This window comes from Yeosuana aromativorans (assembly GCF_014646655.1).
Classification (GTDB): domain Bacteria; phylum Bacteroidota; class Bacteroidia; order Flavobacteriales; family Flavobacteriaceae; genus Yeosuana; species Yeosuana aromativorans.
Genome location: NZ_BMNR01000006.1, coordinates 24446 through 39550 on the forward strand (window position 1 = coordinate 24446; position 15105 = coordinate 39550).

Below are 15105 nucleotides of genomic sequence, written 5' to 3' on the forward strand. Positions count from 1 at the left end.
TTTTGATATTAATCTATAAACTGGTAATCTGAAAATTTTTCAAGTACCTCATCAAACGTAGCAAACACATCTGCTGATTGATCACTGGTCACCATTTTGGTGCGGTATTCCTTAAAATGCGGAATGCCTTTAAAATAGTTGGTGTAATGACGTCTGGTTTCAAAAACACCCAGCGTCTCGCCTTTCCAGTCTATAGCCATTTGTAAGTGCCGGCGAGCCGCTTCAACGCGTTCTTCCAAAGAAATTGGTGCTAAGTGCCTTCCTGTTTTAAAAAAGTGTTTTACTTGCTTAAAAAACCAAGGATTACCAATGCTGGCACGGCCTATCATGGCACCGTCCAATCCGTAACTATCCCGCATTTCCATAGCTTTCTCCGGGGAATCTACATCGCCGTTTCCAAATACAGGAATATGCATTCTGGGATTGTTCTTAACTTGGGCTATAGGTTTCCAGTCAGCTTCGCCCTTGTACATCTGCGCTCGGGTTCTTCCATGAATGGCAATGGCTTTACAGCCCACATCCTGCAACCTTTCGGCCACCTCAACAATTTTTATGGAATTGTGGTCCCACCCCAATCGGGTTTTTACGGTAATGGGAATATTGGTGCGTTTAACCATTTCAGCTGTAAGCTGCTCCATAAGGCAAACATCCTTTAAAATTCCGGCGCCAGCGCCTTTGCTCACTACCTTTTTTACAGGGCAGCCAAAATTGATGTCAATAATATCTGGTTTGGATTGTTCTACAATATCAATGGTTTGTAGCATGCTATCTAAATTGGCTCCAAATATTTGAATGCCAACTGGGCGTTCTTTTTCATAGATATCCAATTTCATAACACTTTTGGCCGCATTGCGTATCAACCCTTCACTAGAAACAAATTCGGTATAGACCACATCGGCTCCTTGCTCTTTGCAAAGTGCACGAAACGGCGGGTCACTTACATCCTCCATGGGGGCGAGAAGCAACGGGAAATCAGGAAGTTCTATGTTATCTATTTTAACCACAAATAAAATTTGTGGCAAAATTACACTTTTTTACAACAAAACAAGTTTATCAGTATAAGATGCTCAAAATCATTGCTTAACCACTTTTTTAATCACAAAACTATTGTTCTTTAAGGCAACTTTTACCATGTAAATACCACTGCTAAAACTATCCATGTCTATATGGTTTACTTGTCCTCTGTAAACCAAAACAGACCTTGCGTCATAAATTTCTACAGCTCGTATGTCTTTATTGCTTAAATGTAAAACATGGTTTACAGGGTTGGGATATAAAACAATTGGACTACTTCTTTTGTAATCATTGACAGACAGAACAGCATCATTTGTAGAAAATGCGATGGCTTTGGCATAGTTTGAAATAATATTGGAAAAAGACTCAGACGTTATAAAGTATCTGTTCGCATCTACATAAGCAATGCCTTCTGTTTGTTCAAAACCAAGTGATGAAAGCATTGTCTTTACGTTGGTTCCAGAAAATATATCGCTACCGCTAAAACCTTCACATTGCCAAACAAAAGGTTGTAACATATTTGAATATCCTACTAAATATAGTTTTGCTGTTAATGGATTATATGTACCTCCTGTTATCAAGCCGCCACTATTTAATGTTGTGGGTAATGGAGATACAGAATAGGTTCCTGTTGTTTTGGGAATCAAATACCCTTTTGTGATGCCATTTGCCCAGTTTTTGGTAAATACAATCAAATTAGTAACATCAAACGAAACAAGGGCTTCGGCATCCCACTCCGTAGTATTTGCTGATGCCGCAGTAAAATCTGTTTGGTCTGAATAGCTAAAAGCTATGGTTTGGGCATTTACAGTATCTGAACTTAAATAATCACTTTTGCTGATTTTGTAAATTTTTAAATCGGTCCTGTTTCCGCTTACGTTGTTACCAATATCACCAATATAAATATTGTTATTGTCTTGTGTGATGTCTTCCCAATCCACATTTGTCGCGTTTGAAATTGTAACAGTTCTGGCAACCAAACCTGAAATGGTATCCAGCTCATACAGCTTGTTCTCACCTCCAGAATCGTTATGTGTTATCAGTCTGTTATTGAAAAAAATGGCGCCTGAAGATTCGCTTAAACTGGTCGGTAAAGCAAATTTTTCTGCAGCCGCACTTATTTGTCCGGAAACATTACTAATTCCCAAAACAAAAATTATGATTGAAATTATTGTTTTCATAATGTATTTTACAGCAATGACCAATATAACATAAACGCTTCTGTTTATTTTAAAATACTTGATGTACGTATTTTTTTTAACGTTTATTAGAATATACAGCAGTTAAAAAAGACCTAAAACCCATTCATTAAAAACAATAGATATAAATAGATAAAACATCTATATTTGCAAATTATCTCTAGGTATAGATTGTTGTATGAAGAATATTAGAAATTTTTGCATCATTGCACATATAGATCACGGAAAGAGTACGCTTGCGGACAGGCTGTTGGATTCTACAGGTTCTGTAACCGATAGGGAAAAACAAGACCAGCTTTTGGATAGCATGGATTTAGAGCGTGAACGCGGTATTACCATCAAATCGCACGCTATTCAAATGGACTATGTTTATAAAGATGAACAGTATGTTCTAAATTTAATAGATACACCTGGTCACGTAGATTTCTCTTATGAAGTATCACGTTCCATTGCAGCTTGTGAGGGAGCATTACTGATTGTTGATGCTGCACAAAGTATTCAGGCACAAACCATTTCAAATTTATATCTGGCTTTAGAACACGACCTAGAGATCATCCCAATTCTTAATAAAGTTGATTTGCCCAGCGCCAACCCAGAAGAAGTTACCGATGATATTGTGGAATTACTGGGTTGTGACCCTTCTGAGGTGATTCACGCTAGTGGAAAAACAGGTTTTGGTGTTGATGATATTTTGGCGGCTGTTATTGAACGTATTCCCCCACCAAAAGGAAATGTGGATGAGCCTCTACAGGCTTTGATTTTTGACTCAGTTTACAATCCGTTTAGAGGTGTTGAAACCTATTTTAGGGTCATTAATGGATCCATAAAAAAGAACCAACTAATAAAATTTATAGCTACTGGAAAAACCTATAATGCCGATGAAGTTGGTACCTTGCGATTAAAACAATTCCCAAGGAACGAAATAAAAGCAGGCGATGTTGGCTATTTAATTACCGGTATAAAAGAAGCTAAAGAAGTCAAGGTTGGAGATACCATTACAGATGCTAAAAACCCGACCAAAAATGCCATCTCTGGTTTTGAGGATGTAAAGCCCATGGTGTTTGCAGGCATTTATCCTGTTGATACCGAAGATTACGAAGAGCTTAGGGCATCAATGGAAAAGTTACAACTTAACGATGCATCTTTGGTGTTTATCCCCGAAAGTTCTGCGGCTTTAGGGTTTGGTTTCCGTTGCGGATTTTTAGGAATGCTCCACATGGAAATCATCCAAGAACGTTTGGAACGCGAGTTTGATATGACCGTGATTACCACGGTTCCCAACGTTAGTTATCATGCCTTTACCACAAAACACCCGGACACACCAATTATAGTAAACAACCCTAGTGATTTGCCTGAGCCTTCTGGTTTAGATCGTGTGGAAGAACCTTATATAAAAGCCACTATTATCACCAAGGCGGATTTTGTGGGCAATGTCATGTCGCTTTGTATTGATAAACGCGGGATGATTACCAATCAAACCTATTTAACGCCCGAGCGCGTTGAACTTAATTTTGACATGCCACTAGCCGAGATTGTATTTGACTTTTATGATCGCTTAAAAACCGTATCAAAAGGCTATGCCTCATTTGATTATCACCCAATTGGCATGCGTGCTTCAAAATTAGTTCGTGTTGATATTTTACTAAACGCACAGCCAGTAGATGCACTTTCAGCATTGATACATGCCGATAACGCGCAAAATATTGGTAAACGAATGTGTGAAAAACTAAAAGAACTTATTCCACGCCAGCAATTTGATATTCCTATTCAAGCAGCTATTGGTGCGAAAATTATTTCACGGGAAACCATTAAGGCTTTACGAAAAGACGTTACTGCAAAATGCTACGGAGGCGATATTTCGCGAAAACGTAAACTACTTGAAAAACAAAAGAAAGGAAAAAAACGTATGCGCCAGGTGGGGAATGTAGAAATTCCGCAACAGGCCTTTATGGCGGTATTAAAGTTGAATGATTAGTAGCAAATATGCTATGTAATTATGTGAAAACCTTATCAATAGTTATTTCATTTACATCGACTTCACATCTGTTAAAATTTCCAGAATTAGGATGGTTTTCATCTCATAACTACTATATAAGATAGTTTTGTTGCAACAAATCTTATTGAAGATTCAAAAATAGAATAGATAAAAAATCATTTTAGTTGAAATATTCTTAACGAATATTGCATTTTACGAAATTATCAATAATAGTAGGGGTTTCGTGCCTTTTTATGGAATAATATTTTTAAGTTTATAGACGTATCAACTATTTTATTACGTTTATATGAAGGTACTTTTTTATACCAGGGAATTTCCCCCATATGTGTATGGTGGCGCAGGTGTTCATGTTGAATATTTAGCTACTGAACTGGCAAAACTCATGGAGGTTGATGTAAGATGTTTTGGGGATCAAGATCAAGACAACGGTAATTTAACGGTCAAGGGGTTTCCTTATGACAATCCGGATTTTAATATCAGCAACCCAAAACTTAAAGCCGTTTTCCAAACCTTAAGTACCTGTATACATATGAATGCCGAGGACAGTGGTGCCGATGTGGTACACTGCCACACATGGTATGCACAGTTTGCAGGTATTGTGGCCAAGCTGTGTTATGGTATCCCATTAGTTATCACAACACACTCGCTTGAGCCGTTAAGGCCCTGGAAACGCGAACAATTAGGGCGTGGATATGATGCCTCATCATGGGTTGAAAAAACAGCTATTGAAATGGCCGATGCCATCATTGCGGTTTCAAAAGAAACCAAAGAAGATGTTCTAAAATATTTCAACGTCGACGAATCCAAAGTGAAGGTTATTTATAATGGTATTAACCTTAAAGAATATGTTGTTACCAAAGAAACCTCAACGTTAGAACAATATGGCGTTGACCAGTCAAAACCATATGTGCTTTTTGTAGGCAGAATTACGCGTCAAAAAGGAATCATACATTTAGTGAATGCCATAAAATATATAGATCCAGACACACAGATTGTATTATGTGCAGGAGCACCTGATACACCAGACATAGCCAAGGAAATGGAAGACAGTGTTGCAAAGGTTAAACAAACCAGACGCAATGTGATTTGGATTGATAAAATGTTGGAGAAAAAAGAAGTTATTCAACTCTACTCCCATGCTGACGTATTTTGTTGTCCGTCCATCTACGAACCCTTTGGGATTATAAACATTGAGGCCATGGCCTGTGAAACCGCTGTGGTGGCTAGTGCGGTAGGTGGTATTAAAGAAGTTGTTGTAGATGGTGAAACCGGTATTCTGGTTCCTTTGGAACAACAAAAAGTAGCGCCTTTCGAGCCTGTGGATCCCGATAAGTTTGCCAAAGATTTAGCAAATGGTATCAACACGGTAATCAATGACAAAACACTTAAAGAGTCTATGGCCAAAAAAGGACGAAAACGCGTAGAAGATTACTTTGATTGGATAGCCATAGCAAAACAAGTAGAAGATTTATACAAATCCTTAATATAAAATCGTTCGCATCGGGAATTAAAAAAAATAATTGTAAATTAACAAGGCATATTTTCAATACATAATCTCTTAAACTAACAAACATGATTAATAATAAAGTTTTAGCCATCATTTTAGGAGGTGGACAAGGTTCAAGACTTCACCCATTAACCGAAGAACGATCAAAACCCGCTGTGCCAATTGCTGGAAAATACAGACTTGTTGATATTCCCATATCAAACTGTATCAATTCTGACATTAAACGCATGTTTGTATTAACACAGTTCAACTCGGCCTCATTAAACAGGCACATAAAAGATACATACCACTTTAGTTTTTTTAGCTCAGCTTTTGTAGATGTACTTGCCGCAGAGCAAACACCACACAATAAAACATGGTTTCAAGGCACTGCAGATGCCGTAAGACAAAGCATGCATCATTTTTTAAGACATGACTTTGATTATGCCCTAATATTGTCTGGTGATCAACTGTACCAAATGGACTATGACAAAATGATTGAAGCCCATGAAGAAAACAATGCTGAGATATCCATTGCAACCATTCCTGTAAACGCAAAAGACGCCACCTCATTTGGTATTTTAAAAGCCAACCAGGAAAATATGGTTACATCATTTATTGAAAAACCCGATGCCAGTTTATTGCCTGATTGGACATCTGAAGTTAGCGACGATATGAAATCACAAGGGCGAGATTATTTGGCCTCTATGGGGATTTATATTTTCAACCGAGAATTATTGACTCAATTGATGAACGACCCTTCTACTAATGATTTTGGTAAAGAAATCATACCGCAATCTATTGAAAAACACAAAACTTTGAGTTTTCAATATGAGGGCTATTGGACGGATATAGGGAATATAGACTCATTCTTTGAAGCAAATATCGGGCTTACGGATGATATCCCAAAATTTAATCTTTACGATAAAGCCAAACGTATTTACACGCATGCAAGAATGCTTCCCACCACAAAAATCGCCGGCACGACTTTGGATCGGGCGGTCATTTCTGAAGGCTGTATTATCAGTGCGTCAAGAATTGAGAAATCCGTAATTGGCATTCGTTCAAGAATAGGAAAGGAATCTACCGTAATCAATACCTATATGATGGGTAGTGACTATTATGAAACGCTGCTTGATATAGAAAGCCACAAAATTAAAGTCTTAATGGGTATTGGTGAACGCTGCTTTATTAAAAACTGTATTCTTGATAAAAATAGCCGTATTGGCGATGATGTAAGAATAAATGGAGGCACTCATTTAGAAGACACCGAAAACGATATGTACGCCATTAAAGACGGTATCGTGGTTGTTAAAAAAGGCGCAACCATTCCTGTTGGTTATGTCATTTAATTCAATCTTCAAAAAATTTCATTGATTCAAAACTAACTTAAAAATGCAAGATCAAAGACGAGTTGTTATTGATTATGTTTACCCTAAAATTAATGACGGTAATTTTTATATAAAACGTGTAGTTAACGAAATAGTTTCTGTAGATGCCCATGTCCTGGTTGATGGACATGATGTTATAGCGGCATCCGTTTTATACAAACATGAGAGCGATAAAAACTGGAAAGAAGTACGGATGCACCATGTTGTAAATGACGAATGGAATGCTTCTTTTACCGTTACAAAACAAGGATATTATACTTATAAAGTTCAAGGATGGGTTGATTATGCACTCAATTGGCAACACGGTATTGAGCGTAAGATAGACGACAATCAGCATGTAAAGTCTGAATTATTGGAAGGTATTCAGTTTGTTAAAGACATCATTGACAAAAACCCGGGAAATGATACGGCATATCTTGAACATTTACAACATATTTTTGCTAACGAGCATGATTATGATGAGGCTGTCAAAGAAGCCACCAGTAAAAAACTACACAATATTTTCGTTAAATATCCCCAAAAGATATTAGCCAATACGTCTAAGGATTACCAAATATACGTTGATAGGCTAAAAGCACGATTTAGTACGTGGTATGAGTTTTTTCCACGTTCGGCATCAGAATTTGAAGGTCCACATGGAACCTTTAAAGACTGTGAACGGCTGCTACCACGCGTTGCAAAAATGGGCTTTGATACGTTATATTTCCCACCTATACATCCTATTGGTGAAGTCAACAGAAAAGGCAAAAACAATACACCAACAGCACAACAAGGTGATGTTGGCTCAACTTGGGGCGTGGGTTCCCATCTTGGAGGTCACAAAGCCATCCATCCACAATTAGGCACGTTAGATGATTTTAAAGCATTGATCCAAAAAGCAAAAGCGCTCGGTATTGAAATTGCCATGGATTATGCCCTTCAAGCCGCACCAGACCATACGTGGGTTAAAGAACATCCGCAATGGTTTAAATGGCGTCCTGATGGCACTGTACAATATGCTGAAAACCCACCAAAAAAATATCAAGATATTTTACCCATATATTGGGAAACAGAAGACTATAAAAATTTGTGGGAAGAATGCTTAAGTATTTTATTGTATTGGATAGATTGTGGTATCAATGTGTTTAGGGTAGACAATCCACATACAAAACCCTACTATTTTTGGAACTGGATTATTACTCAAGTAAAAGCAAAGCATCCTGATGTATTGTTTCTTGCCGAAGCATTTACAAAACCCAAGGTCATGCAACAATTGGGAAAACAGGGTTATACACAATCTTACACCTATTTTACATGGCGAAACAATAAACATGAGCTAATTGAATACGTTGAAGAGTTGACCAAAACAGACCAGCGTGAATATATGCGTCCTAATTTTTGGCCTAATACACCCGATATTAATCCGCTCCACTTACAAGGCGCCAACGAATCTAAATACATCCAACGATATGTGTTAGCGGCCACCTTAAGTTCAAACATTGGCATTTACGGACCCGTATTTGAATACATGATTGATGAGGCTATTCCGGGAAAAGAAGAGTACTTGAATTCTGAAAAGTTCCAGATATGCCATTATGATTGGACAAAGGAAAACAAACTGACCACACTGATTTCAAAAATAAATCAAATACGCCATGAGCATGAGGCGTTGCAACAAACAAACAACATCAAGTTTTGCCATATAGAAAACAATAACTTATTGGCGTTTTATAAATGGAACGATAGCAAAACCAATGAACTTTTAATTATTATTAGTTTAGACCCCTATTATGCACAACAAGGATCTGTACAGGTTCCTTTAAATGACCTAAACGTCAATCAAGGGCATCAACTTCAAATGCACGACCTTGTAACAGGAAGTGTTTATAACTGGTACAACGAATGGAATTTTGTGGAATTACACCCCACGCTTCCGTTCCATATTTTTAAGATTAAAAAATAAACATGACCAAAAAAAAAGAAATAAAAACAGCTGTTGTGCAGACTTTTAACTTTAATGATAATTGGGAAGATTTATTAGAGAATAAAGAGTTTGTAAAGGTGTTTCTTTCTGACGTTTTGGGTGATTACATTTTAAAACAACGCTGGTATGGTGGCAAAGCCAGCAAAATGAAATACATTGAACTGTCTGAATATTTTAGGATTCAGCAATTTGGTGAAGTCTATTATGGGCTTATTCTTGAGGTGAATTTTGTAGAAGCCTTTTATCAGCATTATTTTTTGCCAATTGCTTTTGTAACCGACGAAAATTTTGCACAAAAAGACCGTATTCTTCCCATTAGCATTCAAGGAAATAAAGGGTTTATCATTGATGCCACAAACTTAGAGTCTTTTAGAAAATTAGTGTTTGAACGCATTATCACAGCGCTTCCAAAAGACACCACAAAGGTACAGTATCACAAAAGCCATCTTTTAGATAATGTGCTTTATGAGTCTTCCAGATTTATGGGGCTAGAACAAAGCAATACTTCTCTGGTTTATAACGATAAATACGTTTTAAAATTTTTTAGACGCCTGTATGCCGATAAAAATCCAGACTATGAAATGAGTCGGTTTTTATCAGAAAAAAAAGAGTTTAAAAACACGCCCGCATATCTGGGAAGCATCAATATTGTAGATTCTGACGATGTCAATATTACCATAGGTTTATTACAAGAAATGGTTCCCAATGAAGGTGACGCTTGGGATTATATGCTCAAAGAACTTCACAAGGTGTTCAGTAACATTGAATACAAAAACATTGCAATCCATTCCTTGCCAAGTACTAACTTGTTTCAACGTTTAAGCATCCGTGATATTCCGCCACAAATCATTGATTGGGCCGGATTGAATATTTTTACAAAAATCCAAACCTTGGCCAAGCGAACTGCTGAAATGCATATTGCCCTCGGTTCAGAATTTGAAGAAACAGCCTTCACACCTACGCATTTTAATGATGACTACACGGTTTGGTTAAAAAACAGGATGTTATACCAATTTCAAAACAGATTAAATACTATTGAAAATAATCTGCATAAATTGGATGGATTAGCCTTAGATTTGGCACATGAGTTTCTGGACAAAAAAAACCTCATCAGGAAACGTTTTGTAACATTTGACTGGACCAAGCTTAAAGGGGAGCGTATTCGCGTTCATGGCGATTATCATTTAGGCCAAGTGTTGGTAAAAGGTGATGATTTTTACATTTTGGATTTTGAGGGCGAACCCGAAAGTACCATACGAGACCGAAAAGTAAAACAACCCCCTTTAAAAGACGTGGCGGGATTATTTAGGTCCTTTCATTATGCCATTTACGCAACTATCTTTAATAATATAGAAACGCATTACAAGGCGTCACAAGACGATTTATTTAAAGCTGGTGAAATATTATATCGTTACCTTACGGGATTGTTTTTAGGAACTTATGTCACTGAAACACAAAACGCCAATTTAAATCTAGGCTATAACCAAGAGCGCATTTTTATTTTAAAATATTGTTTGCTTGAAAAAGCAGTTTACGAATTGGGGTATGAACTCAATTCACGTCCACAATGGGCCGTTATTCCGTTAAAGGGAATTTCTAACATAATTAATCACTAATATATGGCACAAGTAAAAGTTCACAGTCTATTTACAGACTTCGATATCAATCTTTTTAAAGCAGGTAAACATTATAGACTTTATGAAAAATTTGGGTCGCATATCATGACCTTGGATGGTATTGAAGGCACTTACTTTGCTGTATGGGCGCCCAGTGCAAAATCGGTTTCGGTGATTGGTGATTTTAATTTCTGGATTGAAGGCGAACATCAATTAAACGTGCGTTGGGACGGAAGTGGTATCTGGGAAGGTTTTATCCCATTAGTTGGCAAAGGGAATATTTACAAATATAAAATCCACAGCCATCACAATGATATAAAGACCGAAAAAGCCGATCCCTATGCGCGACGTTGTGAGCATCCTCCCAAAACAGCTTCTATTGTTTGGGAAGACTCCTATAAATGGAAAGATACTAAGTGGATGAAAAAGCGCAAAAACCATAATGCGTTGGATGCACCTTACTCGGTTTATGAAGTCCATTTAGGATCTTGGAAAAAACAACTGGAGGAAAATCGGTTTTTGTCTTATTTTGAGTTGGCTGATGACCTAGTTAATTATGTGAAGGACATGAACTTTACCCATGTAGAGCTGATGCCTATTATGGAATTTCCTTATGACCCCTCGTGGGGTTATCAAATAACCGGCTATTTTGCGCCAACATCTCGTTATGGTTATCCTGAGGAATTCAAATATTTAGTAGATAAATTACATCAAAATGATATTGGTATCATCTTGGATTGGGTACCATCACACTTCCCAGAAGACGCTCATGGCCTCGGGTTTTTTGATGGATCTTGTTTATATGAACATCCAGACAGAAGAAAAGGCTATCATCAAGATTGGAAAAGTTTGATTTTTAATTATGGACGAAATGAGGTCAAAGCATTTTTAATTAGTAATGCACTGTTTTGGCTAGACCAATACCATGCTGACGGCTTACGGGTTGATGCCGTGGCATCGATGCTGTTTTTGGATTATTCGAGAGAAGATGGCGAATGGGAACCCAATATTTATGGCGGCCGGGAAAATCTTGATGTGATAGATTTTTTAAAAGAGCTTAATGAAGAAGTATACAGTTCGTTTCCGGATGTGCAAACCATTGCGGAAGAATCCACAGCGTTCCCCATGGTCTCCAAACCAACGTTTCTTGGCGGTTTGGGCTTTGGCATGAAATGGATGATGGGCTGGATGCATGATACTTTAGAGTATTTTGCCAAAGATCCGGTATATAGAAAATACCACCATAACGAAATTACATTTAGTTTGGCCTATGCCTTTACTGAGAATTTTATGTTACCGCTTTCACATGACGAAGTGGTATATGGCAAAAATTCCATTTTGGGCAGAATGCCAGGTGACGAATGGCAGCGATTTGCTAACCTACGTCTGCTGTATGGCTACATGTTTACTCATCCCGGAACAAAGTTGTTGTTTATGGGTGGCGAATTTGGACAATATAACGAATGGGATTTCCAAGGTAGCTTAGATTGGAACCTTTTGGAATTTGAGCCACACAAAAATCTGCAAACATATTTTAAATCCTTAAATGCGTTTTATAAATCCACACCGGCCCTATTTGAAAAAGCCTTTAGTGGTGAAGGTTTTGAATGGATCAGTTATGACGACCATGAAAACTCGGTGATTTCCTATCTTAGAAAAGGTAATAATCCAGAACATAACGTTGTGGTCATTTGTAATTTGACGCCTACTATTCACCAGAAATATCAAATAGGTGTTCCCGTTAAAGGCAAACTTGTTGAAGTCTTTAATAGTGATTCCATGGAATTTGGTGGAAGTGGTGTTTCTAATAAAAAAGAAATTACCATCAAAAAACAACCGTGGAACGGGAAGGATTTTTCGGCAGAGATTACCTTACCGCCTTTGGCCATTTCTATCTTTCAATTCAAATAGTTAAGTTTTGTTCAATTATACTGCCATTACATTATAAATTACTCAATTTAGCAGCCTTCTTTTTACAAAAAATGTGAGGATTAGATTTATTTTATTTAGTATTTTGGCAACTTTATAAATTGTGTGATTAATGATATTAAATACAGAACTAGAATACAAAGGGAATTTATTTCCAACCAATATAATAGGCTACTCAAAAGATGTAGATATCCTCCACTTCACTACCGATAATAATGTTATTCTTCAATTAACCGTTTTGAGGGATAGTGTGCTTAGGTTTCGGTACACAACGGTAGGGAAATTCAATAGGGATTTTTCGTATGCCATTGATAAAGATGCCAGTAGGGGCTATAACCATTTAGAAATTTCAGAAGAAAAAGACAAATACCTGGTAACCACAGCCAAATTGATCTGTGAAATCCACAAAAGCGATTTAAGAATCTCTATTTATGATGCAACAGATAAATCAATCGTTTGTGAAGATGAACTAGGTTTTCACTGGGAAGAAAGTTATCATTTGGGTGGTGACATTGTTAAAATGAGTAAGGCATCGCAAACCGGTGAGAGTTACTACGGCCTTGGTGACAAGCCACAACACTTAAACTTAAAAGGTAGGCGTTTTGAAAACTGGGCTACTGACAGTTATGCTTTTGGTAAGGATACAGACCCTATTTACAAGGCCATTCCGTTTTACACAGGGTTGCACAACAACAAATCTTATGGGATTTTCTTTGATAATTCCTTTAGAACATTTTTTGATTTTTGCCATGAACGCAGAAACGTAACCAGCTTTTGGGCACAAGGAGGCGAAATGAATTATTATTTCATTTATGGCCCAAAAATGCAGGATGTGGTGGCCAGCTATACCGATTTAACGGGAACGCCAGAATTGCCGCCTTTATGGGCCTTGGGCTATCATCAATGTAAGTGGAGCTACTATCCAGAATCTAAAGTCAAGGAAATCACGTCAACATTCAGAAAATTAAAAATTCCATGTGATGCCATTTATCTGGACATTGATTATATGGATGGATTTAGGTGTTTTACATGGAACAACGAGTATTTTCCAGAACCCAAAAGAATGGTCAAGGAACTGGCAGACAATGGGTTTAAAACCGTTGTGATTATTGACCCAGGCATTAAAATAGACAAAGATTATGGCGTTTTTAAGGAGGCTTTGGAAAAAGACTATTTCTGTAAACGTGCCGATGGTCCCTATATGAAAGGAAAAGTATGGCCGGGTGAATGTTATTTTCCTGATTTCACCAGACGCGAAGTTAGAGAGTGGTGGGCAGGGTTATTTAAGGAACTTATTGAGGATATTGGCGTAAAAGGCGTCTGGAATGACATGAATGAACCCGCGGTTATGGATGTGCCTGGAAAAACTTTCCCGCCAGATGTGCGTCATGATTACGACGGAAACCCCTGTAGCCACCAAAAAGCCCATAATATTTATGGCATGCAGATGGCTCGGGCCACTTACCATGGTGTCAAGCGTTTTAATTACCCGAAACGACCTTTTGTTATTACGCGATCTGCCTATTCGGGCACACAGCGTTACACATCAACCTGGATGGGAGACAATGTGGCCTCTTGGGAACATTTGCAAATAGCAAATATCCAAGCACAACGATTAGCGTTATCAGGATTCTCTTTTGCAGGATCAGATATTGGTGGGTTTGCAGAACAACCAAATGGAGAATTATATGCCCGTTGGATTCAATTGGGTACATTCCATCCATTTTGCAGAACACATTCATCTGGCGACCATGGCGATCAAGAACCTTGGGCTTTTGATGAAGATGTCACAGATGTGGTAAGAAAATTTATTGAAATACGGTATCAACTACTTCCATATTTGTATACCGCATTCTATAAATATTCCCATGAAAATGACCCTATCATCAAATCATTGGTGTTGTTTGACCAAGAAGATCCGCAAACACATTTTAGAACAGACGAATATATCTATGGTAACCAGATTTTGGTTTGCCCAATAAATGAACCTCATTCTAAAGGAAGGCGCATGTATATTCCAAGAGGAGAATGGTATAATTTCTGGACCAAAGAGTTAGTGGTTGGTGGTAAAGAAACATGGGTAGATTCGGATCTGGATGATATGCCTGTTTTTGTTAAGGCCGGTGCCATTATCCCTAAATATCCTATTCAACAATACGTAGGTGAAAAAACATTTGATGAAGTTTCCTTAGATGTATATTACAAAGAAGGAAAAGAAGATTCTGAGCTTTATGAAGATTCATTTGATGGTTATGATTACACCAAAGGCCGATATAGCTTGATGAAATTCAACTTAGCTGGTAATGGTGAAAAATTAGTCATTAGAATCCATAAAAGAGGCCAATATATTACGCCTTACACCAATTTTAAAATCAACTTATTTGGATTGCCTTTTGAGGTCAAGTCCATAAAAGTTGACAATGAAGAAGTGGCCTTAAAAGACTTGAAGTTTAAAAACAACAGTTTGGTTGTAACCAAGGAGTTTACAAATCTTCAAGTAATAGGGTAATT

General features: G+C 37.5%; 9 protein-coding genes. 7 read left to right on the forward strand and 2 right to left on the reverse strand.

Translation table 11 applies throughout. The features are described 5' to 3' along the window. Positions 1–8: 8 nt before the first annotated feature. Together dusB and IEW94_RS13060 are read right to left on the reverse strand one after the other, a co-directional pair. On the reverse strand, positions 9–1004 hold the full coding sequence (gene dusB, locus IEW94_RS13055; RefSeq protein WP_188654157.1) for a tRNA dihydrouridine synthase DusB: 996 nt from the start codon (positions 1002–1004) through the stop codon (positions 9–11). Between the two features lie 69 nt (positions 1005–1073). Then, entirely contained in the window at positions 1074–2195 is a 1122-nt protein-coding gene (locus IEW94_RS13060; RefSeq protein WP_188653789.1) for a T9SS type A sorting domain-containing protein, read from the reverse strand. 196 nt (positions 2196–2391) lie between these two features. On the opposite strand from IEW94_RS13060, the gene lepA reads away from it, so the two are divergent. From lepA to IEW94_RS13095, 7 genes are all read left to right on the forward strand, one after another. Then, the gene (gene lepA / locus IEW94_RS13065; protein WP_188653791.1) at positions 2392–4188 is read left to right on the forward strand and encodes a translation elongation factor 4; all 1797 of its coding nucleotides are present in this window, start codon (positions 2392–2394) and stop codon (positions 4186–4188) included. Positions 4189–4495: 307 nt separating this feature from the next. After that, positions 4496–5698: a glycogen synthase gene (gene glgA / locus IEW94_RS13070; protein WP_188653792.1), complete on the forward strand. Its 1203-nt coding sequence runs from the start codon at positions 4496–4498 to the stop codon at positions 5696–5698. A gap of 83 nt (positions 5699–5781) precedes the next feature. Next, the gene (locus IEW94_RS13075; RefSeq protein ID WP_188653794.1) at positions 5782–7047 is read left to right on the forward strand and encodes a glucose-1-phosphate adenylyltransferase; all 1266 of its coding nucleotides are present in this window, start codon (positions 5782–5784) and stop codon (positions 7045–7047) included. A 43-nt stretch (positions 7048–7090) separates the two neighbouring features. Further along, on the forward strand, positions 7091–9028 hold the full coding sequence (locus IEW94_RS13080; RefSeq protein WP_188653796.1) for an alpha-1,4-glucan--maltose-1-phosphate maltosyltransferase: 1938 nt from the start codon (positions 7091–7093) through the stop codon (positions 9026–9028). Between the two features lie 2 nt (positions 9029–9030). Further along, positions 9031–10665 carry a trehalose synthase gene (locus IEW94_RS13085; protein WP_188653798.1) on the forward strand — a complete coding sequence of 545 codons (1635 nt, stop codon included), beginning with the start codon at positions 9031–9033 and terminating at the stop codon, positions 10663–10665. A gap of 3 nt (positions 10666–10668) precedes the next feature. Next, entirely contained in the window at positions 10669–12576 is a 1908-nt protein-coding gene (glgB, locus tag IEW94_RS13090; RefSeq protein WP_188653799.1) for a 1,4-alpha-glucan branching protein GlgB, read from the forward strand. Positions 12577–12706: 130 nt separating this feature from the next. Next, entirely contained in the window at positions 12707–15103 is a 2397-nt protein-coding gene (locus IEW94_RS13095) for a glycoside hydrolase family 31 protein (protein WP_188653801.1), read from the forward strand. Positions 15104–15105: the final 2 nt, after the last annotated feature.